At 61.1% G+C, this 22,198-nt stretch carries 12 protein-coding genes, 2 tRNA genes and 2 rRNA genes; all 16 read right to left on the bottom strand.

Translation table 11 applies throughout. The annotated features are described in order from the left end of the window. Positions 1-50: 50 nt before the first annotated feature. Positions 51-2,933, bottom strand: a 23S ribosomal RNA gene (locus tag ACEW7X_RS02220). 292 nt (positions 2,934-3,225) lie between these two features. Beyond that, positions 3,226-3,301: transfer RNA gene (locus ACEW7X_RS02215), tRNA-Ala, on the bottom strand. Positions 3,302-3,332: 31 nt separating this feature from the next. Then, positions 3,333-3,409: transfer RNA gene (locus ACEW7X_RS02210), tRNA-Ile, on the bottom strand. A gap of 125 nt (positions 3,410-3,534) precedes the next feature. Next, positions 3,535-5,069: ribosomal RNA gene (locus tag ACEW7X_RS02205) — 16S ribosomal RNA — on the bottom strand. Together the 16S and 23S rRNA genes with 2 tRNA genes alongside form the textbook arrangement of a ribosomal RNA operon. A 1,275-nt stretch (positions 5,070-6,344) precedes the next feature. Then, positions 6,345-7,997, bottom strand: coding sequence for an AMP-binding protein (locus ACEW7X_RS02200; RefSeq protein WP_068371059.1), 1,653 nt, complete (start codon positions 7,995-7,997; stop codon positions 6,345-6,347). Positions 7,998-8,038: 41 nt separating this feature from the next. Continuing rightward, positions 8,039-8,602: a DUF4442 domain-containing protein gene (locus tag ACEW7X_RS02195; protein ID WP_238591376.1), complete on the bottom strand. Its 564-nt coding sequence runs from the start codon at positions 8,600-8,602 to the stop codon at positions 8,039-8,041. Beyond that, positions 8,599-9,801, bottom strand: coding sequence for an acetyl-CoA C-acyltransferase (locus ACEW7X_RS02190; RefSeq protein WP_134838021.1), 1,203 nt, complete (start codon positions 9,799-9,801; stop codon positions 8,599-8,601). The genes ACEW7X_RS02195 and ACEW7X_RS02190 overlap by 4 nt, the downstream gene beginning before the upstream one ends. 13 nt (positions 9,802-9,814) lie before the next feature. Then, positions 9,815-12,214 carry a 3-hydroxyacyl-CoA dehydrogenase/enoyl-CoA hydratase family protein gene (locus ACEW7X_RS02185; protein WP_130487544.1) on the bottom strand — a complete coding sequence of 800 codons (2,400 nt, stop codon included), beginning with the start codon at positions 12,212-12,214 and terminating at the stop codon, positions 9,815-9,817. Between the two features lie 42 nt (positions 12,215-12,256). Further along, the gene (locus ACEW7X_RS02180; protein ID WP_068371065.1) at positions 12,257-13,537 is read right to left on the bottom strand and encodes an OmpP1/FadL family transporter; all 1,281 of its coding nucleotides are present in this window, start codon (positions 13,535-13,537) and stop codon (positions 12,257-12,259) included. Positions 13,538-13,625: 88 nt separating this feature from the next. Then, a complete protein-coding gene (locus ACEW7X_RS02175) occupies positions 13,626-15,560 on the bottom strand; it encodes a 3-hydroxyacyl-CoA dehydrogenase NAD-binding domain-containing protein (protein WP_253597312.1) in 1,935 nt (644 codons plus the stop codon). Beyond that, positions 15,557-16,879: an acetyl-CoA C-acetyltransferase gene (locus ACEW7X_RS02170; protein ID WP_068371072.1), complete on the bottom strand. Its 1,323-nt coding sequence runs from the start codon at positions 16,877-16,879 to the stop codon at positions 15,557-15,559. Before ACEW7X_RS02170 ends, ACEW7X_RS02175 begins: the two co-directional genes overlap by 4 nt. Beyond that, a complete protein-coding gene (locus ACEW7X_RS02165; protein WP_068371075.1) occupies positions 16,876-19,215 on the bottom strand; it encodes an acyl-CoA dehydrogenase in 2,340 nt (779 codons plus the stop codon). The genes ACEW7X_RS02170 and ACEW7X_RS02165 overlap by 4 nt, the downstream gene beginning before the upstream one ends. A gap of 28 nt (positions 19,216-19,243) precedes the next feature. Then, the gene (locus ACEW7X_RS02160; RefSeq protein WP_165390064.1) at positions 19,244-19,909 is read right to left on the bottom strand and encodes a TetR/AcrR family transcriptional regulator; all 666 of its coding nucleotides are present in this window, start codon (positions 19,907-19,909) and stop codon (positions 19,244-19,246) included. Positions 19,910-20,028: 119 nt separating this feature from the next. Beyond that, positions 20,029-20,658, bottom strand: a complete 630-nt coding sequence (locus tag ACEW7X_RS02155) for a LysE family translocator (protein WP_127775519.1) — start codon at positions 20,656-20,658, stop codon at positions 20,029-20,031. Between the two features lie 133 nt (positions 20,659-20,791). Further along, positions 20,792-21,499 (bottom strand): YggS family pyridoxal phosphate-dependent enzyme, encoded by a 708-nt coding sequence (locus tag ACEW7X_RS02150; RefSeq protein ID WP_130487548.1) that lies wholly within the window; start codon positions 21,497-21,499, stop codon positions 20,792-20,794. A gap of 56 nt (positions 21,500-21,555) precedes the next feature. Then, positions 21,556-22,182 (bottom strand): glutathione S-transferase family protein, encoded by a 627-nt coding sequence (locus tag ACEW7X_RS02145; protein ID WP_068371555.1) that lies wholly within the window; start codon positions 22,180-22,182, stop codon positions 21,556-21,558. Between the last annotated feature and the right edge of the window lie 16 nt (positions 22,183-22,198).

The raw sequence follows: 22,198 nt of genomic DNA, 5'->3' as shown, positions 1-22,198 counted from the left end.
ACGGCACTTGTCATACAGACGTTAGCAGGTTTATTAACCGCCATCGTTATAGGATCAAGCCGCACGGGCAATTAGTACTGGTTAGCTTAATGCATTACTGCACTTCCACACCCAGCCTATCAACGTCCTGGTCTCGAACGACCCTTCAGGGGGGTCAAGCCCCCGGGATACCTTATCTTCAGACGAGTTTCCCGCTTAGATGCTTTCAGCGGTTATCTCTTCCGTACTTAGCTACCCGGCAATGCCATTGGCATGACAACCGGTACACCAGAGGTACGTCCACTCCGGTCCTCTCGTACTAGGAGCAGGCTCCGTCAAGTATCCAACGCCCACGGCAGATAGGGACCAAACTGTCTCACGACGTTTTAAACCCAGCTCACGTACCACTTTAAATGGCGAACAGCCATACCCTTGGGACCGGCTACAGCCCCAGGATGTGATGAGCCGACATCGAGGTGCCAAACACCGCCGTCGATATGAACTCTTGGGCGGTATCAGCCTGTTATCCCCAGAGTACCTTTTATCCGTTGAGCGATGGCCCTTCCATTCAGAACCACCGGATCACTATGTCCTGCTTTCGCACCTGCTCGACTTGTCAGTCTCGCAGTTAAGCACGCTTATGCCATTGCACTATCAAGACGATTTCCGACCGTCTCTAGCGTACCTTCGAACTCCTCCGTTACACTTTGGGAGGAGACCGCCCCAGTCAAACTGCCCACCATGCACTGTCCCCGACCCGGATAACGGGCCAAGGTTAGAACCGCAAACAAACCAGGGTGGTATTTCAAGGTTGGCTCCGGCGAATCTGGCGACTCGCTTTCAACGCCTCCCACCTATCCTACACAGATTTGTTCACAGTCCAATGCAAAGCTACAGTAAAGGTTCATGGGGTCTTTCCGTCTAGCCGCGGGTAGATTGCATCATCACAACCACTTCAACTTCGCTGAGTCTCGGGATGAGACAGTGTGGCCATCGTTACGCCATTCGTGCAGGTCGGAACTTACCCGACAAGGAATTTCGCTACCTTAGGACCGTTATAGTTACGGCCGCCGTTTACCGGGGCTTCGATCAAGAGCTTGCACCCCATCACTTAACCTTCCGGCACCGGGCAGGCGTCACACCCTATACGTCCACTTTCGTGTTTGCAGAGTGCTGTGTTTTTAATAAACAGTCGCAGCCACCGATTCTCTGAGACCCCTTCACGCTTTGCACGCAGGTGCATCACGCTACAAGGGCATACCTTCTCCCGAAGTTACGGTATCAATTTGCCGAGTTCCTTATCCCGAGTTCTCTCAAGCGCCTTGGAATATTCATCCCGTCCACCTGTGTCGGTTTGCGGTACGGTCTCGTATAGCTGAAGCTTAGAGGCTTTTCTTGGAACCACTTCCAATCACTTCGTGAAACAAGTTTCACTCGATCCACACCCTTGAATTACGCGCCCGGATTTGCCTAAGCGCCTTCTTCGATGCAGAAACAGGGACTTCCAACACCCTGATGACCTTCCGCGATCCGTCCCCCCATCGCACTATACGACGGTACTGGAATATTAACCAGTTTCCCATCAGCTACGCATCTCTGCCTCGCCTTAGGGGCCGACTCACCCTGCGCCGATGAACGTTGCGCAGGAAACCTTGGACTTACGGCGAGGGGGCTTTTCACCCCCTTTATCGCTACTCATGTCAGCATTCGCACTTCTGATACCTCCAGCAGCCTTTACAAGCCACCTTCGCAGGCTTACAGAACGCTCTCCTACCGCGTATATCTAAGATATACACCCGCAGCTTCGGTTTATTGCTTAGCCCCGTTACATCTTCCGCGCAGGACGACTCGATCAGTGAGCTATTACGCTTTCTTTAAAGGGTGGCTGCTTCTAAGCCAACCTCCTGACTGTCTATGCCTTCCCACTTCGTTTCCCACTTAGCAATAATTCGGGACCTTAGCTGGCGGTCTGGGTTGTTTCCCTCTTGAGTCCGGACGTTAGCACCCGGTGCTCTGTCTCCCGCGCTGTACTTGCCGGTATTCGGAGTTTGCCATGGTTTGGTAAGTCGCCATGACCCCCTAGCCATAACAGTGCTCTACCCCCGGCAGTAATACGCGAGGCACTACCTAAATAGTTTTCGGAGAGAACCAGCTATTTCCAAGTTTGTTTAGCCTTTCACCCCTATCCACAGCTCATCCCCTAATTTTTCAACATTAGTGGGTTCGGTCCTCCAGTACCTGTTACGGTACCTTCAACCTGGCCATGGATAGATCACTTGGTTTCGGGTCTACACCCAGCGACTGAACGCCCTATTCGGACTCGCTTTCGCTACGCCTCCCCTATTCGGTTAAGCTTGCCACTGAATGTAAGTCGCTGACCCATTATACAAAAGGTACGCAGTCACCCCACAAGGAGGCTCCTACTGTTTGTATGCACACGGTTTCAGGATCTATTTCACTCCCCTTCCGGGGTTCTTTTCGCCTTTCCCTCACGGTACTGGTTCACTATCGGTCGATTACGAGTATTTAGCCTTGGAGGATGGTCCCCCCATCTTCAGACAGGATTTCACGTGTCCCGCCCTACTTGTCGTACGCTTAGTTCCACAGTATTGATTTCGTGTACAGGGCTATCACCTGCTACGGCTGGAGTTTCCAATCCATTCCACTATCATTACCGCTAAATCGTACAGGCTCTTCCGATTTCGCTCGCCGCTACTTTCGGAATCTCGGTTGATTTCTTTTCCTCGAGCTACTGAGATGTTTCAGTTCACCCGGTTCGCTTCTCTGCACCTATGTATTCAGTGCAGGATACTCCTTGCGGAGTGGGTTTCCCCATTCGGACATCTACGGATCAATGCTTGTTTGCCAGCTCCCCGTAGCTTTTCGCAGGCTACCACGTCCTTCATCGCCTGTAATCGCCAAGGCATCCACCATGTGCACTTAGTCGCTTGATCCTATAACCATGTCGGCTATAGGCTATGCTGTATGCGATTGTGCCGTTCATTCAAAGCAACTTCGATTTCTCGAAGTCTTGAGAATTGAACTTTTCGATTTTGCAATCACAACCCGTATCTAAAATTTCATCGCTTGCGCGATTCCATGTTAAACACTTCTCGTTGTGCTTCTTCCAAATTGTTAAAGAACAAAACAGCCGTCAGGTCTAAACCCAACGATCAACACACTCGCGTGCGCTCACCGTTGAACTCAAATCCGATAAGTTTGTTGTTTCCAGGGCAAACCAAGGTTTGGTGGAGGATGACGGGATCGAACCGACGACCCCCTGCTTGCAAAGCAGGTGCTCTCCCAGCTGAGCTAATCCCCCAATCCACAGCATCTTCATACTGCAAAACCGTTGGTGGGTCTGGTTGGATTCGAACCAACGACCCCCGCCTTATCAAGACGGTGCTCTAACCGACTGAGCTACAGACCCTAAACCTTAGAGTCTGTACCGGAGCAGAACCAGGAAGGTGACTTCCCATTCCTCTCCTGCTACCGACTCATCCTAAACAACAACCGATAAGCGTGGACGCTTTCGCTTCGTGTACATATGCTCTTAAAGGAGGTGATCCAGCCGCACCTTCCGATACGGCTACCTTGTTACGACTTCACCCCAGTCATGAATCCTACCGTGGTAATCGCCCTCCTTGCGGTTAGGCTAACTACTTCTGGTAGAACCCACTCCCATGGTGTGACGGGCGGTGTGTACAAGACCCGGGAACGTATTCACCGCGACATTCTGATCCGCGATTACTAGCGATTCCGACTTCATGTAGTCGAGTTGCAGACTACAATCCGGACTACGATCGGGTTTCTGAGATTAGCTCCACCTCGCGGTTTGGCAACCCTCTGTCCCGACCATTGTATGACGTGTGAAGCCCTACCCATAAGGGCCATGAGGACTTGACGTCATCCCCACCTTCCTCCGGTTTGTCACCGGCAGTCTCATTAGAGTGCCCTTTCGTAGCAACTAATGACAAGGGTTGCGCTCGTTGCGGGACTTAACCCAACATCTCACGACACGAGCTGACGACAGCCATGCAGCACCTGTGTTCCGGTTCTCTTGCGAGCACTCCCAAATCTCTTCGGGATTCCAGACATGTCAAGGGTAGGTAAGGTTTTTCGCGTTGCATCGAATTAATCCACATCATCCACCGCTTGTGCGGGTCCCCGTCAATTCCTTTGAGTTTTAATCTTGCGACCGTACTCCCCAGGCGGTCAACTTCACGCGTTAGCTGCGCTACTAAGGCCCGAAGGCCCCAACAGCTAGTTGACATCGTTTAGGGCGTGGACTACCAGGGTATCTAATCCTGTTTGCTCCCCACGCTTTCGTGCATGAGCGTCAGTGTTATCCCAGGGGGCTGCCTTCGCCATCGGTGTTCCTCCGCATATCTACGCATTTCACTGCTACACGCGGAATTCCACCCCCCTCTGACACACTCTAGCCCGGTAGTTAAAAATGCAGTTCCAAGGTTAAGCCCTGGGATTTCACATCTTTCTTTCCGAACCGCCTGCGCACGCTTTACGCCCAGTAATTCCGATTAACGCTTGCACCCTACGTATTACCGCGGCTGCTGGCACGTAGTTAGCCGGTGCTTATTCTTCAGGTACCGTCATCCACCCGAGGTATTATCCCGGGCGATTTCTTTCCTGACAAAAGTGCTTTACAACCCGAAGGCCTTCATCGCACACGCGGGATGGCTGGATCAGGGTTTCCCCCATTGTCCAAAATTCCCCACTGCTGCCTCCCGTAGGAGTCTGGGCCGTGTCTCAGTCCCAGTGTGGCTGGTCGTCCTCTCAAACCAGCTACGGATCGTCGCCTTGGTAGGCCTTTACCCCACCAACTAGCTAATCCGATATCGGCCACTCCAATAGTGCAAGGCCCGAAGGTCCCCTGCTTTCTCCCGTAGGACGTATGCGGTATTAGCCACTCTTTCGAGTAGTTATCCCCCGCTACTGGGCATGTTCCGATATATTACTCACCCGTTCGCCACTCGCCACCAAGGAGCAAGCTCCTCGTGCTGCCGTTCGACTTGCATGTGTAAAGCATCCCGCTAGCGTTCAATCTGAGCCAGGATCAAACTCTTCAGTTCAATCTCTGTTGTTTACATATACCTTCCCGTTTCCGGGACGGAAATATGTCGCTTTGCTTTCAAAGGAAGTGAGGTATAAAACCTTACTTCTTTCGTAGGCACTTGATAATTTTGGCATTCCCATTGCTGGGATCGCACACTCATTCCAAGCGCCCACACTTATCGGCTGTTAAGTTGTTAAAGAGCAGTTACTGCAAATTCGGTACTGAACCACTAAACTTCCTACTGCGTCGCTTTCGCGTTTCGCTGATTTGCATCAGCAGAGAAACGAGATTATGAAGCAGTTTTTCAGGTTTGTCAACTCAGTTTCGTTTGCCACTTAGCGGCTATCCACTGAATCCCTACTTGAAAAACGCCGCCTGGGTAAACCCACCAGACCTCGTTTCCGGCCGCTTATCAGAACCACCCGCTAGGGTTAACCCTGAGTTACTAAGCAACCGAGCTAGGAACTTTAACATGAAGTTTTGAAGCTTGTCAACACTTGCTGAACCTTTCTTCAAAACCCTGCCGAACCTGCTTCCCGCACCGCCTGGCCGTCCTCAAGGATCAAACCGCAGCGCCTGAAAACAAACTCCGTTTCCGGCCCCGTCGAACTTTACTTCGCCCCTTTCGCTGGGAAAGGTTTGCTGTGCTGCTCAACAGAAGATGAAATATAGCACGCTTTTCATCACCGTGTAAAACTTTTCGAAGAAAATCTTTTGTTCAGCCAAAAAAAGCTGTTCCGCCCCAGGGAAACGGGCCCTGGCGCCGCTGGCGCTGGCCACGATAGGAAGCCGTCCCCTGCTCTCTGGCACCAGAACGCCTGGCACGGGCCCTGGCTGCAGCGCTCAGCTGGTGGCAACGCATGGATAGCAACGGCCGTGCTTGTCCAGGTCCCTACTATATCCAGGCAAGCAAGCCCGAGGGGTCGCAGAGGCCACGGTAGCTTCATGCCATCTGCCAATCAAGGCGTACCCCAACCACCTGGGGCCATGGCGCTCTCGATATACCTGATGACCTATATATAGATGACCTGATCACCAGCAGGCCTATGCAAAGTGAGCCAACCCAAAGTGGAGCTACTGACGGCCTCCGGCTGCCGGGCTCACACCGGTCACCCCCTGCCTGGAACTATCCTGCTCGGATAGCCTGCCAGTGCCTACCCCGTCCATACCGACCTCTATATATAGACATACAGACAGCAGGCAGAACCCCGTGCTGGCAATACCATGCCTTGCATTGCCTCCTTCACTGTCCCTGGCCGGCAGGGTCCCCCTTGCCAGCCAGGGGGGAAACTCAGCGCAATTCCCGGCGCAGGATCTTGCCGACATTGGTACGCGGCAGGTCTTCGCGAAATTCCACGTGCTTGGGGATTTTGTAGCCGGTCAGTTGTTGGCGGCAGAAGGCGATCAAATCCTCTGCAGTCAGTGCCGGGTCGCGCCGGATGACGAAGAGTTTGACCGCTTCGCCCGAGCGCGGGTCCGGCACGCCAATGGCAGCCACTTCCTTTACGCCCGGATGCGTGGCCACGACATCCTCGATTTCGTTCGGATAGACGTTGAAGCCGGACACCAGGATGATGTCCTTCTTGCGGTCTACCAGGAAGACGAAGCCCTTGTCATCCACATAGCCGATGTCGCCAGTGCGCAGGAACCCGTCCGGATAGAACGCCAAGGCAGTTTCTTCGGGCTTCTGCCAATAGCCCGACGTGACCTGGGGGCCGCGCACGCAGATTTCCCCCGCTTCGCCCACCGGCATTTCCTGCCCATCGTCATTGCGGATGCTCAGTTCGGTCGACGGCAGCGGCAGGCCGATGGAACCTTCCACGTGGTGGCCATCCATCGGGTTGATGGTTACCGCCGGCGAGGTTTCAGTCAGGCCATAGGCCTGAACCAGCGGCGTACCGGTAATCTGGCGCCAGCGCTCGGCCACGACGCGCTGCACGGCCATGCCGCCCCCCAGCGTCAGCCGCAGCTGGGAAAAATCCAGCTTTTCGAACTCGGGATGGTTGAGCAAGGCATTGAACAGCGTGTTGACCCCGGTAAACGCCGTCATGCCGGAACTGCGCATGGTCTTGATGAGGCCGGGAATGTCACGCGCATCGGTCACCAGGACGTTGCGCGCGCCTATCTTCATGAAGATCAGGCAGTTCGCCGTCAGCGCGAAGATGTGGTACAGCGGCAAGGCCGTCACGATGCATTCCTTGCCTTCGCGCACCGCCGAACGAATCCAGGCATGCGCCTGGCAGACATTCGCCACCAGGTTGCCGTGCGACAGCATCGCACTCTTGGCCACGCCGGTGGTGCCGCCGGTGTATTGCAGGAAGGCCAGGTCGGCCGCGCCCAGCGTTGGCGGGTTGAAACGCTGGCCGGCACCACGGGCCAGCGCGTCGCGCAGCCACACGTGCCCCGGCAAGGACCACACGGGCACGCCTTTCTTGACCCGCCGGACCACAAAATTCACCAGCAGGCGCTTCATCCCCCCAAGCAGGTCGCCGACAGCAGTCACCACGACATGCTTGAGATGCTGGCGGTTCTTGATCTTGTCGAGCACATGGGCGAAGTTTTCGGCGATGACGATCGCCTTGGCCTGGGAATCGACCAATTGATATTCCAATTCCCTGGGCTTGTAGAGCGGGTTGCAGTTCACCATCACGCAACCGGCGCGCAGAATGCCGAACAGGCAAACCGGGTACTGCAACAGATTGGGCATCATCAACGCGACCGCGTCCCCCTTGCCCAGACCCTGGCTTTGCAACCACCCGGCAAAGGCGCGGCTCTGGCGGTCCAGTTCCGCATAGGTCATTTCCTTGCCCAGCGACACATACGCCACTTTGTTGGCGTAGCGCCGGCAGCTGTCCTCGAACAGATGAATCAGCGAATCGTATTCCGAGGTGTCCACCATGGGAGGAACGCCTTCCGGGTACTGCTCTAGCCAGATTTTCTCCACGATTGTCTCCTTTGTCCGCCAGCGGCTCCGCATGGAGCCCCTTATTGTGTGCTCTCGGCGTCGGCGCTGGCAGCCGCCTGCCTGGCTCCCAACTCTTTTTCCCGCTTTCTTTCCGCATAGTGCGCCCGCGTCGCAATGTACAACGTGCGCTCTACCGTGGCATATACCGTGCCCTGGGTATCGACCAGGTCCACGTTGTAGACGCGGATGGTCTCGTGTTCCTGGTCCAGCACTTGGCGGATGGATGCCACTTCGTCATCCGTGACGCGGAAATCCGCATACAGCACCTGGTAGGCCGGCCGCCGGAAACGGATGGCGGCCTGCTTGTCCCAGATGATGACATCACGCCCCAGCCGCAGCGTCAGCAGCAGCGGGTGCGGCCCATCCGTCACGCCAAACAGCGAGCCGCCATAGATCGACCCCAACATATTGCGCGTGCGCCGCCGCCAGGGCAAGCGCACACGCATGCATGAAAGGTCAGGCTCGACATGCACGACCCGCCCCCCCATGCCCCGGAACCCGGGGTGCATATTGAAGCCCAGGCGCACCGCCGGGGCGCGCCAGGCAAGAGGCAGGCGGCTCAGCCAGTCCAACGGCGTGCTCACAGCGCCTCGAATACGCCGGCTGCACCCATGCCAGTGCCTATGCACATGGTCACCATGCCGTACTTCCCGCCGGTACGGCGCAGGCCATGCGTCACCGTAGCGGTGCGGATCGCGCCGGTTGCGCCCAGCGGGTGCCCCAGTGCGATGGCGCCGCCCAGCGGATTGACGCGCTGCGGGTCCAGTTCCAGCTCGCGCATGACAGCCAGGGACTGCGCCGCAAACGCTTCATTCAATTCGATCCAGTCGAGCTGGTCCTTGCGGATGCCGGCCTGGGCCAGCGCCCGCGGAATCGCTTCGATCGGGCCGATGCCCATGATCTCGGGCGGCACACCTGCCACCGAATAACCGGCGAAGCGCGCCAGCGGCCGCAAGTTCAGCTGCTTCACCAGGCGTTCGGACATCAGCACGACGGCAGCCGCGCCATCGGACATCTGCGAACTGTTGCCTGCCGTCACCGAACCACGCACCGAAAACACAGTACGCAGGCGCGCCAGCGCTTCGGCGCTGCTGTCTGGACGCGGACCTTCGTCGCGACTCACGGTGCGCCGCGTCACTCGCGGTTCACCGGTCTTGCGGTCACCAGGCCCATGGCTGACGATCTCGAAGGGAGAGATTTCCGCATCGAAATAGCCTGCTTCCTGGGCGGCCACGGCGCGACGGTGAGACTCCAGCGCGAAGGCGTCCTGGTCTTCGCGCGACACCTTCCAGCGCTGCGCGACTTTCTCGGCCGTCAGGCCCATGCCAAACGCCATGCCCAGGCGCTCATCACCATCAAAAATTGCCGGGTTGATGGAAATCTTGTTGCCCATCATCTGCGACATGATGCTCATGGACTCCGCGCCGGCGGCCACCATGACATCCGCTTCGCCCAGCCGAATACGGCTGGCGGCATCGGCCACGGCCTGCAGGCCGGAAGCGCAGAAGCGGTTGATGGTCAAACCCGGCACGACATTGGGCAAGCCGGCCAGCAGCAGCCCCATGCGGGACAGATTCATGCCCTGCTCGGCCTCGGGCATGGCGCAACCGGTAATGACATCGCCGATCTGCGCCGGATCCAGCCCCGGCACCTGGGCCAGCACCGCGCGCAGCGCAGCCGCCAGCAGATCGTCGGGACGGGTACGACCATACATCCCGCCCCGCTTGCCGACCGGCAGGCGGGTAGCGGCCACAATGTAGGCATCCTGTTTCTGCATACTCATGAATGCTCCTTGTTCAATTGCGCAACGGCTTGCCGGTTTCCAGGGTGTGGCGAATGCGTGCCAGCGTCTCCGGCGTGCGCAGCAGCGCCATGAATTCGCGTCGTTCCACGGCCAGCAGCCAATCCTCATCGACCTTCACACCGGTATCGACGTCACCGCCGCACAGGGCCACGGCGGCGGAATGCGCCACCTTGTAGTCGTGCGGGCTGATCATGCCGCCTTCCAGCATGTTGACCAGTTGCATGTCGAAATTGGCAATGCCGCTGCGGCCGGCCACAATCACCTGGCCCGGACGCGCCGGCACCCGGTGCCCGATTTCGGCCAGCGCGCGCGCACGGCGCAGGGCCGTCCACAGCAATTCGTCAGGATGGAAGATCACGGTATCTGTCGGTACGCCAAAGCCGGCCTCAATGGCCTGCAAGGCGCTCTTGGACACCTGGCCCATGGCGATGTTGCGGAACGCGGGCTGCAGGTACGGGAAGACCTCGGCCGGCGTTTCGGTCTGCGCGGCCAGCCAGGCGGCGCGCACCGCGAACGCTTTGCTGCCACCCCCCGCCGGAATCAAGCCGACCCCGGCTTCTACCAGCCCCACATAGCTTTCAAGCGCAAACACGCGGGCCGTGGCATGCATGGTGAATTCGCAGCCGCCGCCCAACGCCATGCCCTGCACGGCAGCAACCGTCGGCACCTGGGCGTAATGCAAGGACAGCGATGCTTGCTGGAACTTGGCAACGGTCTGTTCCAGACGTTCGAACTCGCCTGCCGCAGCAGCTTCCGCAACCTGCTTGAGGTTGGCGCCGACCGCGAACGGCGGCTCGTGCCAGAGCACCAGCGCGTCGCTGGTCTGCTCGGCCAGCGCCACGGCCTGCAGCACACCCTCCAGCACTTCATCTCCGATGGTATGCATCTTCGACTTGAAGGACAGGATGGCAACGCCGGCGTCGACTTCCGGCAAGCGCCACAAACGCACACCGTCATTTTCCCAAAGGGTTTCCTGCACCTGGGCCGCAGCCGGATTCTGTCCGCCCAGCACGCGCTCGGGGAACAACTGGCGACGATAGACCGGCAAGGAGGACGGCGCCTCGATGCGGTGCTCGCGCGCCGAATAGGAACCTTCGGACGTATGCACGCCCCGGCGGCCCGGCTCCTTGGCCCACTGGGGCAGAGACGCCGTGCTCATGGTTTCCCCGCCGGCGATATCGGCTTCGATCGCCTGGGCGATTTCGTTCCAGCCTGCGGCCTGCCAGGTTTCCAGCGGCCCCAGGGCCCAGCCGAAGCCCCAGCGTATGGCCAGGTCGAGATCGCGCGCATTGGCAGCGATGCCGCCCAGATGGAACGCGCTGTAGTGGAAGGTGTCGCGCAGCACCGCCCACAGGAAACGGGCCTGTGGATGCGCGCTGGCCCGCAGCGCGCGCAGGCGCTCGGCCGGATCGCGCTGCTTGAGGATGGCAGCGACTTCGTCGGCCACCTTGCCGGCCGACGGGCGGTAATCGCCCTGGGCCAGGTCCAACACCTGGATTTCACGCCCAACCTTGCGGTAGACGCCACGGCCGCTCTTCTGGCCCAGCGCCCCCTGTTCGATCAGGCCCTGCAGCCAGTCCGGCGCCTGGAAATAGGCATGCCAGGGGTCGTCGCTCGCGCCGTCACGCAAGGTGTTGATGACGTGTGCCAGCGTATCCAGGCCAACCACGTCGGCCGTACGATAGGTAGCGCTCTTGGGGCGGCCGATCAGCGGGCCGGTCAGGGCATCGACCTCATCGAACCCTAGCCCCAGCCGCGTCGTGTGGTGCATGGCTGCCAGCAGCGAAAACACCCCCACGCGGTTGGCGATGAAGTTGGGCGTGTCCAAAGCGCGGATCACTCCCTTGCCCATGCGGGTCGTCAGCCACGACTCCAGGTTATCGAGGACTTCGGGACTGGTTTCAGGAATCGCTACCAGCTCGACCAGCTTCATGTAGCGCGGCGGGTTGAAGAAATGCACCCCGCAAAAGCGCGGGCGCAATGCTTCCGGCAGCACCTGCGCCAGGGACGCAATGGACAGGCCCGAAGTATTCGATGCCAGGATGGTCTGCGGCCCGATATGCGGCGCCACGCGCCGGTACAGGTCGTTCTTCCAGTCCAGCCGTTCGGCGATGGCCTCGATGACGAGGTCGCACGACGACAGCTGGTCCAGGTGCTGGTCGTAATTGACCGGCGTGATATACGCCAGGCTGGCGGGGCTGGCCAGGGGCGCCGGTTCGAGCTTTTTCAGCCCGGCCAGCGCCTTGAGGGAAATCCCGCTGGGATCGCCCTCCTTGGCCGTCAGGTCGTACAGCAAGACCGGTATGCCGGCGTTGGCCAGATGCGCCGCGATCTGCGCACCCATCACGCCGGCCCCCAGCACCGCGGCGCGTTTGATATTGAACTTGCTCAAGCAACTCTCCTTAGTCATGCCGTGAATCGGATGGCCGCATCGTCAGAACCGGGTCGAAACCTGCACGCCGACGATATGGCCGCTGCTCTTGTAATCCCCCACCACGCGGCCCTGGGTCAGAACATTGCCGTTGTCGATGGGCGTGTCCTTCAGGTGCAGATAGGTATAGCCCAGGTCAACCGTGGTGTTCGCACCGTGGCGGTACTGCACCCCAGTGGACAGCCACAGGCGGTTGTTGTCAGGCAACGAGGTCGGCCGGTATTCGGCACTGCGTACCGGCGACTGGTCGACTGCCACCCCCACCTTCCAGGTCCACTTCTCGTTCACGCGGTAGTTCGCTCCCAGCGCGAAGCGCCAGGTATCGCGGAACCGCAAGTCCAGCGAAGTCGTACGATTGATCGTGCCGCCGCTTTCAATATCGAGACGCGGAATACTGCTCCAGCCTGTCCACGATACATCACCCAGCAACGTCCAACTTGGGGTCAGATCATGAGAAATGCTCAACACGGCAGTATCGGGCAGATCGACGCTGGCATGCGCCGCGCCGCTGCCCACTTCGTTGCCGCGCAATTCGATATCCGTGCCGCCGCTGGCCGAATGCTTGATCTTGGAGCGGTAGGACAGGCCGATACGCGTTGACGCTGTCGGCTGGAAAATCACGCCTGCATTCCAGCCCCAGGCATCGCCATGCATCTTGACCTTGGCATCGCCTTCCATATAGCCCACGCCCGGTACCGGCACGACCTGCGCCAGGCGATAGGTGGCGTCTATCCGCTGCCAGTTGGCCCCCACCCCGATCGAGAAGTAATCATTGACCTTATAGGCAACCGACGGATTGATGTTGATGGTGCGGATTTCGAATTCACGCGAATGGAAGCGCCCGGCCCAATCATCCTCGTATTCGGTCTTCAAGCCGAAGGGCGCGCCCAGGCCTACGCCGGCGAACCAGCGGTCATTGATCTGCCACGACATATAGGCATTGGGCACGACGCCCCAGCTGCCCGCATCGCCGCCGTTGGAGGTACTGGGCGCGCCGCCCAGCGCCAGCGGGCCGCGGCTGAGCCCATTGTCGCGAAACTTGAACGACGGCCGGATGGCCGTGGCGCCGCCAGACACGTTCACACCAGGCAGATATGTCATGCCTGCCGGATTGAAGTAAATCGTACTGGCGTTTTCAGCGATCGCCGCCGAACCGGCATAGGCATTGCCCAGTCCGCTGGCGCTCTGTTCGAGCAACTGGAATCCCGCGCCATGGCTGGCCGTGGCAACGCCACTCAGTACCGCCAGGGAAAAGACGCGCCCTGTCAGATTGCGTGTTTTCATCTTCTGTCTCCTCGTCAATGACCAACCTTCTTTGGATTGGCCATAAAGAACCGGCCAGGCCGGGGCTTGTGCTGCGCCTGCTTTATTTTTATGGTGACAACATCCCTTGATGCCGCAAGGGCCCTCCGGTGAACGGGGCATAGCCCGTTCCGAAAATCATGCCGGCGTCGGCCAGATCGGCATCCGCCACAACGCCGGTATCCACCTGGCGACGTGCTGCATCAGCCAGCGTGCGGGCCAGCCGCGCCGCCAAATCGGCAGGCACCTGGCCTGCAGCCGGCTTGGTGGCCTTGCCGTCACGCCAGGGATAGAACCCTTCCCCGCTTTTGCGGCCCAGCTTGCCGCTGTCTATCTTCTGCTGCAGGCAGCGCGGCGGTTCGGCGTCGGGTGCCAGTTGCCTGCCTGCAGCCAGCGCCACGTCCAGGCCGACGGTATCTATCAGTTCTATCGGCCCCATGGGCATGCCGAATGCCGTCATGGCCGCATCTATCCCGGCCGGGCTGACGCCCTGATCAACATAACGCATGGCTTCCAGCATGTACGGCGCCAGCGCCGCATTGACCAGGAAACCTGGCGCGCTGCGCACCGGCAGAGGCAGCTTGCCGATCTGCGCCACGAAACCGCAGGCACGGGCTGCCGCCTGCTGGTGTTCTGCATCGCCATCGCGGGTGCTCACGACTTCCACCAGCGGCATGCGCGCCACCGGATTGAAGAAATGGATACCGATCAGGCGCTGCGGCCGTTGCAGGCACGAACGCAAGGCTTCCAGCGACAGGCTGGATGTGTTGGTGGCCAGCAGCGCATCCGGCCGCATGCGGGCTTCCAGCTGCCGGTACAGGGATTGCTTGGCTTCCAGGTTTTCGCTGATGGCCTCGATCACCAGGTCCGCCCTGGCCGCGCCATGGCCCGCCAGGTCGGGCACGAGGCGATCCAGCGCCGCCTGTTCGCGGCGCCTGTCCTTGAGCTTGCGGCGGTACAGCTTGGCGGCGCGCGCCAGCACCGGCGCAATCTGCTTCATGGACTGGTCCTGCAAGGTCACGCGCAGGCCCTGCAAGGCGCACCAGACAGCAATATCGCCGCCCATCACACCCGCACCGACAACGTGCACATGGCGTACGGGCGCCTGTCCATCAGTCTTGCCGTAGCTCTTGAGACGCTCCTGCAAGTGGAATACCCGCAGCAAATTGCGCGCCGTCTGCGACGCCAGGATGGAATCCACCAGCGCCGGCGCCTGCAATGCATTGCCATCGTGATGCGCCCACAGCGCCAGGATGGCGCGCGGCGCCGGGTAGTGCCCTTGCGGGTCCTTGCTTTCCAGCTGGCGCTTTACCTGCCAGCGCACCAGACGGTTCAACGGCCAGGCGCCCAGCCAACTGCGCCAGCCGCGCACCCGCGCCACAGGCTTGCCGGACAGCACCCACTGCCGCGCCGCCGCCTCGCCGACCCGCTCGGGCACCCGCGCATCCACCAGGCCCAGCGCCGCTGCGCGCCTGGGGTTGACCCGACGACCGGTCAACATCATATCGAGCGCGGCCTGCGCGCCGATCAGGCGTGGCAGCCGCTTGATGCCGCCCCAGCCGGGAAAGATGCCCAGCATCACCTCCGGCAGGCCCAGCCCGGTGCCCGGATCATCTATGACGATACGATAGCGGCAGGCCAGCGCCAGTTCCAACCCGCCCCCCAGGCAATGCCCCTGGATCAGCGCCAGCGTGGGATAACGCACGGCGGCCAGGCGTTCGAACAGGTTCCAGCCGCGTGCCACGATGGCCTGGGCGGCGCCTTCATCGCCCATGCGCGAAAATTCGTCGATATCGGCCCCCACCACGAACCCGGTATTCTTGCCGGAACGGATGATCAAGCCCGCTGGCGGCTCCTTCTCCAGGATATCCAGCACTTCGCCCAGTTCCGCCATGACATCGGCCGACAGGGCATTGACCGCGCTGCCACGCCGGTCCAGCGTGAGCCAGGCCAGGCGTTGGGCATCGCGTTCCAGCGACCAATGCTGCCAATTCTTTTCCGTCATGCTGCCTCCTGCTGCGTCGCCCGGTGGCTGTCACCGGTGCCCAAGGCTTCCACCAACATGGCACCGCCCTGTCCGCCACCGATGCAGATCGAAGCCATGCCCCGATGCAGGCCACGCGCACGCAGGGCCTGCAGCAAATGCAGCACGATGCGTGCGCCCGATGCGCCGACCGGATGGCCGAGCGCAATCGCCCCGCCATCGACATTCAACCTTGTTTCGTCCAATTCGCCCCACGCGGCCGTTCCCAGGTGCTCGCGGCAGTAATCCTCGTCACGCCAGGCCGCCAGGCAGCCCAGGACCTGGGCCGCAAATGCCTCGTTGATTTCCCAGAGCTCCGGGCCATCCAGCCCCAGGCCCTGGCGCTGCAGGATGGGTGTCACGGCATGGACAGGCCCCAGGCCCATGCAGGCCGGGTCCAGGCCGGCCCACTGGCGGTCCACGATCCGGCCCAGGGGTTGCAGGTCCCATTTTTCCACCGCACGCTCGGATGCCAGCAACAGTACAGTGGCGCCATCGGTCACCTGCGAGCTATTGCCTGCCGTGATGCTGCCCCCCAGCCTATCGAATACAGGACGCAACCGCGCCAGCCGTTCCAGCGTGGAATCCGCGCGCACGCCGTCATCCTCCGCATAACTCTGGCCCTGGGCATCGACCAGCGGCGCCATCTCGGCCTGAAAGGCGCCGGCCTCGCGGGCGGCCAGCACCCGCTGATGACTGCGAGCCGAATAGGCATCCATCTCCGTGCGACTGATGCCAAAGCGCATGGCAATGTTCTCGGCCGTCTGCCCCATGGAAAGCCCCACGACAGGATCGGTCAGGCCCTTGAGCAAACCGATCACCGGCTTGAAGAAGCCTGGGCGGAACTGCCCCAGCAGGCGCAGCTTCTGCCCCGTGGAGCGCGCCGCCATCCAGCGTGCCAGCCAGCGCGTCATGTCATCGGAAAACAGCAGCGGGGCGCGCGACAGCGCATCCACCCCGCCGGCCAGCACGAGTTCGGCGCGGCCAGCCTCGATATTGGTCATGGCGGAATCCAGCGCCTGCATGCCGGACGCGCAGTTACGCATCACAGTCCAGCCCGGCACCTTGTTGCCGCATCCCAGCCGCAAGGCGATCACGCGGCCGATATTGACTTCGTCAGGCGATGGCGCGGCGCAACCTATCACCACTTCATCCAGGTCAGTAGGAGCGAAGGGCTGGCGCAGCAGCAATTCGCGCCCGGCCTGCACGGCCAGGTCTGCCGCGCTGAACGGCCCCGGCCCGGTACGGACTTTCAGGAACGGCGAACGTGCGCCGTCCACGACATAGACAGGAGCACTCATGCACGGCCTCCCTGCGGCGCATCTTCAGCCGCCATGATATCGAAGGGGAAATCGTCCACCCGGACCACGATATCGCGCAGCGCATCACGCTTGCGCAACAGGGCATATTCCTCGTCGCTGAGCGCGCCGGCCGCATGCGCCGCTTCGGTCATGTCGCGGACGTTGGCCAGCGGGTTGTCAGCCAGCAAGCCGCTTTTATCGAGCTGACGCAGCTTGAGCTGCGCGGCGTCTGCCGCCAGCGTTGCCTGCAAGGCCTGTTCAATGGCGCCCACCGGTTCGTCGGACGATGCCGGCAGATAGCAGCCTACGGTCAGCCGTTCACGCGCCGCGCCCGGTTCCGTCAGCAGGCGCGCCACCTTCTGTCCCAGACGATCGCTGGGCGCGGAGAACGGCCGCCCCCAGAAGAACACCAGGCAGCGCAGGCAACCCGCCACGAAACGGTTGGGGAAGTTTTTCAGCAGACCGTCCATGGCCGCCTGGGCGCGGAACAGCGCATCCTGCATGGCCCAGTGCACCAGCGGCAGGTCTTCGGCCTGGCGGCCTTCGTCCTCATAGCGCTTGAGCACCGCACTGGCCAGGTACATCTGCGACAACACATCTCCCAGGCGGGCCGACAGGCTTTCGCGCCGCTTCAGGCTGCCGCCCAGGACCAGCATGGACATATCGGACAACATCGCAAAGGCGCTGGAAACACGGCCGAGCTGCTGATAATAGCGGCCGGTAGCGGCATCGGCCTTGCGCGGCTTGGCCGCCCAACGGGCCGCCGTCAGGCTGTGCCAGCCACTGCGCACCACGTTGCCAATGACGAAGCGGACATGGCCCCAGAAAGCACGGTCGAAATCATGCAACGCGCGCTTGCCGTCGCTTTCACGCACCGCCTGCATCTCTGCCAGCACATACGGGTGGCAGCGCGTGGCGCCCTGGCCGAAAATGATCAGGCTGCGGGTCAGAATATTGGCGCCCTCCACCGTAATGCCGATGGGCACCTGCTGATAGGCACGGCCCAGGAAGTTGGACGGCCCCAGGCAAATGCCCTTGCCGCCGATCACATCCATGCCGTCATTGACGACCTGCCGGGCGCGCTCGGTAACGTGATACTTGACGATACCGGAGGCAACCGAAGGCTTTTCGCCCAGGTCCACCGCCCCTGCCGTCATGACGCGGGCAGCTTCCGCGACGTAGGCATGGCCGCCGATGCGAGCCAGCGCTTCCTCCACGCCTTCGAAGCGGCCCACCGGCACACCGAACTGGCTGCGCACGCGGGCATAGCCGCCCACGGCGCGCGCCGTCATGCGCGCCATCCCCGCATTCGAGGACGGCAGGGAAATCGAACGACCAGCTGCCAGGCACTCCATCAGCATGCGCCAGCCCTGGCCAGCCATCTTCGGGCCGCCGATAATGAAATCCAGCGGCATGAACACCTCGCGCCCCCGCGTAGGCCCGTTCATGAACATGGCATTGAGCGGGAAGTGGCGCCGGCCCGTTTCCACGCCGGGATGATTGGAAGGCACCAGTGCGCAGGTGATGCCGATATCCTTCTTGCTGCCCAGCAGGCCGTCCGGGTCATACAAACGGAACGCCAGGCCCAGGATGGTGCAGACCGGCGCCAGCGTGATGTAGCGCTTGTCCCAGGTCACGCGCATGCCCAACACTTCGCGGCCCTGCCATTCTCCCTTGCAGACCACGCCGTAATCCGGGATAGCAGCCGCGTCCGAACCGGCCCAGGGGCTGGTCAAGGCAAAGGCGGGGATTTCCTCGCCCGTCGCCAGGCGCGGCAGGTAGTGGTTCTTCTGTTCTTCGGTGCCATAGTGCAGCAGCAGCTCCGCCGGCCCCAGCGAATTGGGCACCATGACGGTCACCGACAGCGCCGATGAACGCGTGGACAGCTTGGTAATCACCTCGGAGTGCGCATAGGCCGAAAAACCCAGGCCGCCGTATTCCTTGGGAATGATCATGCCCAGGAAGCCGGCCTGCTTGATATAGGCCCAGGCTTCAGGCGAAAGATCGCCCGCATGGTGCGACACTTTCCAGTCGTCGACCAGCGCGCAGGCGCGCTCGACCTGGTGGTCCATGAAATCCTGTTCCTCGGCCGTCAGGCGGGGCCGGGGAAAATCCAGCAGGCGGTTCCAGTCCGGGCGGCCGCGGAACAGCTCGCCTTCCCACCAGACCGTACCGGCCTCAAGCGCATCGCGCTCGGTTTCGGACATTTGCGGCAGGATTTGCCGGAAGCGATTGAGCAGCGGCCGGCTCAGCAGGCTGCGGCGCACACTGGGCACCCCCAGCAAAATGGCGCCCGCCACCACCAGCGCCAGCACGATCCATCCAATGACTTGCATGATTATGTCTCCAGCTTCTGATTGATTATTAGGGCGACTGCAATGGCGCCCTCAGCCCCCCGAGCAGGAAGCTCATCAGGCGCGGCAACAAATTGGCTTCTTCCTGCGCCGCGTCCTGGGCATTCTCCTGCCAGCCCATGACTTCGCGCAGTTCCTTCGTACCCGTCAAGGCAAAAGAGGCGGCGCCCAGCATGAACTGGAAACGCCATACGATTTCATCGTGCGGCACGCCCGGCAGGGCCTTGAGCAAGGCCTGCTTGTAGCGTTCCAGCACGTCGCTGTACTCCTGCGCGAACAAGGTGCGGATGAAGACGGTCGGCTCGGTCATGGAACGCTCGAGCAGTGGCCAGATGCCGGCCTTGTCCTGGCGGGCCAGACGAATCAGCGTGCCGAAAAAGGCATCGACAATTTGCGAAGCCTTGACCGGCTGACCCGTCAGGCCCGCCTGCCGCTCCAGCTGTTCCAGCTGGTTCAGGCGCTCCTGGTTGAGCGCGCCCAGGCGGCGCTTGAGCACGGCCTGCACCAACCCTTCCTTGGAACCGAAGTGATAGTTGACGGCAGCCAGGTTCACACCGGCCAACGCGGTGATCTGGCGCATGGACGTCGCTTCATGCCCCTGCCTGGCGAACAGCGTTTCCGCCGCATCCAGCACCGCTTCGGGAGTGGGGGCCGCCACGCGGCCCATCTCGTTGATGACTGCTGACACCGTTCTTTCACCTGTTTCAAACGTTTGTTTGAATTATGGCGATACGAAACGCGCGCAGCCATGCTGGTTTACCCTGCGCCGCACTGCAACATTTTTACGGAAACGTATTAATCCCGCCCGGAAAACGCCAGCTTGAGCGCCAACGCCACGAAAACCGCGCCCGCGCCTCGGTTCATCCAGACCTGCACCTCGGGCGAGCGCCGCAGCAAATCTCCCAGCCGCCCCGCCAGCAGGGCAATCGCGCCGAACACCAGCAGGGCCGCCAGCATGAACAGCGCCCCCAGGGAAATAAGCTGCCCGGTCACGCTGCCCTGGCCTGGCGTTACGAATTGCGGCAGGAAGGCCAGGAAGAACAAGGACACCTTGGGATTACTGATATTCATCAGAATGCCGCGCCGGTAGAGGGCCCAGCCCGTCAGGCCCACGCCTTGCCCCACGCCGCCAACATCCTTCGCATGCGCGAAGGCTTGCCAGGCCAGATACAGCAGATAAGCCGCGCCGCAAAGCTTCAAGATAATGAATGCCAGTGTCGATGCCTGGAACACCACCGCCAACCCGAGCGCAACGGCGGCGGTATGCACCACCAGGCCGGAACACAATCCCAGCACCAGGCACATACCAGCGCGCCACCCTGCCGTGGCCGATTGCGCCAGCACACACAAATTGTCCGGCCCCGGCACCAGTGCCAACACCACTGCCGTTCCAAAGAACGACAGCGCCACATCCATAGACAGCATCATTACATCCATTGCGGCGCGCCCGCTGCGCGCCAGGTAGGCCGGCCCCATGGCACCGGCTGGTTCATTCCCGCCTTCTCAGGCCCTGCCCGCCATTGCTGCACGGGAAAGCCCGCCGCGACACGCGGCAGGTTCAGGCCCGTGAATAGTCTCGCCCACCGAACAACAGTGAACCAATGCGCACTTCGGTCGAACCTTCTTCGATGGCCATTTCAAAATCGCCGCTCATGCCCATGGAGAGCCGCGCCAGCGACACCCCCGCCGGCGCGGACGGCGCCAGTTCGTCACGCAGCTGGCGCAGGCGCCGGAAACAAGCACGCACCTGTTCCGGGTCGGGATCGTTAACGGCAAGCGTCATCAACCCCTGGATATGCAGGCGTGGCGCCTGTTCCGTCACTTCGCGCAGAAACGCCGCCACGGCTTCGGGCGCCATGCCGAACTTGCTGGGTTCGGATGACGTCTTGACCTGAACCAGTGCATCCATTTCGCGGTTTTCGATTTCCAGACGCTTTTGCAACGCCAGTGCCAGCTCGATGCGATCCAGCGACTGGATCTCGTCAGCCAGCCTGGCGGCTTCCTTGGCCTTGTTGGTCTGCAAGTGGCCGATCATCACCCAGCTGATACCGCAATCCGCCAGCGGCTCGCTCTTGGCCTTGATTTCCTGGGTTTTGTTTTCGCCAAGGCGCCGCAGGCCATGCGCGGCGGCTTCTCGCAGCACATCGACACTGAAAGTCTTGCTGACGGGCAACAGGGTGACGCTACCCGGCGCACGCCCGGACCGTTGTTCGGCCGCGGCAATGCGGGCCCGGATATGCGCCAGGTTATCAGGGGAAAAAAGCATAGATCAGACCAGAAACCATTCAACAACAACACCCGCCCGGACAGGCATCCGGGCGCTCAACGCAACGACAATCCTTCCAGCAACCGCAGGCCCTCGCGCTGTTGCAGGCGGGCATACCAGGCATCAACGTGGGGCAGCGACGGCAGCGAACCTGGCACCGTATGCAAGGCCTGCAGCAAAGTAGCCAGCGGAATGTCGCCCATGCCGAAGCGCTCACCGGACAGATAGGGCTGCCCGCCCAGCGCAGCGTCGACAATGTGCAGCAAGGCCGCAGCCTGCTCGCGCCCGCGCTGGATCTCAGTCTCGCTGCGCTGTTCAGGCGTGGCTCGCACGCTGTTCCAGAAAATGTCACGGAACGGCGCCACGAACGTGGTGGACGTCCAGTCCATCCATTTGTCAGCCGCCGCACGCGCCTGCGCACCATCCGGCAGCAGACTGCCCTGGCCATGGACATCGGCCAGGTAGCGCACGATGGCATTCGATTCCCACAGCACGAAACTGCCCTGTTGCAGGCAGGGCACCAGGCCATTGGGATTGAGGCGCAGGTACTCGGCATCACCAACCACGCCGAACGCCCCGCCGGCATCCACGCGACGGTAGTCCAGGCCCAATTCAGCCAGCGCCCAGATGACCTTGCGCACATTGCTGGAGCTGCTGCGCCCCCAAAGCGTGAGTTCACTCATAATGTCCATCCCCGGA

The sequence above is a fragment of the Kerstersia gyiorum genome, from assembly GCF_048595715.1.
Lineage (GTDB): Bacteria > Pseudomonadota > Gammaproteobacteria > Burkholderiales > Burkholderiaceae_B > Kerstersia > Kerstersia gyiorum.
The sequence above is the reverse complement of the archived record's forward strand: the minus strand, read 5'-3'. Positions and strand labels throughout refer to the sequence as shown.

What these genes read in the sequence shown, in the direction of transcription:
- ACEW7X_RS02190 (WP_134838021.1), bottom strand. Translation starts at nt 9,801, where the DNA reads ATGAGTATGCAGAAACAGGATGCCTACATTGTGGCCGCTACCCGCCTG.
- ACEW7X_RS02155 (WP_127775519.1), bottom strand. Translation starts at nt 20,658, where the DNA reads ATGCTGTCTATGGATGTGGCGCTGTCGTTCTTTGGAACGGCAGTGGTG.
- ACEW7X_RS02150 (WP_130487548.1), bottom strand. Translation starts at nt 21,499, where the DNA reads ATGCTTTTTTCCCCTGATAACCTGGCGCATATCCGGGCCCGCATTGCC.
- ACEW7X_RS02175 (WP_253597312.1), bottom strand. Translation starts at nt 15,560, where the DNA reads ATGACGGAAAAGAATTGGCAGCATTGGTCGCTGGAACGCGATGCCCAA.
- ACEW7X_RS02180 (WP_068371065.1), bottom strand. Translation starts at nt 13,537, where the DNA reads ATGAAAACACGCAATCTGACAGGGCGCGTCTTTTCCCTGGCGGTACTG.
- ACEW7X_RS02170 (WP_068371072.1), bottom strand. Translation starts at nt 16,879, where the DNA reads ATGAGTGCTCCTGTCTATGTCGTGGACGGCGCACGTTCGCCGTTCCTG.
- ACEW7X_RS02145 (WP_068371555.1), bottom strand. Translation starts at nt 22,182, where the DNA reads ATGAGTGAACTCACGCTTTGGGGGCGCAGCAGCTCCAGCAATGTGCGC.
- ACEW7X_RS02165 (WP_068371075.1), bottom strand. Translation starts at nt 19,215, where the DNA reads ATGCAAGTCATTGGATGGATCGTGCTGGCGCTGGTGGTGGCGGGCGCC.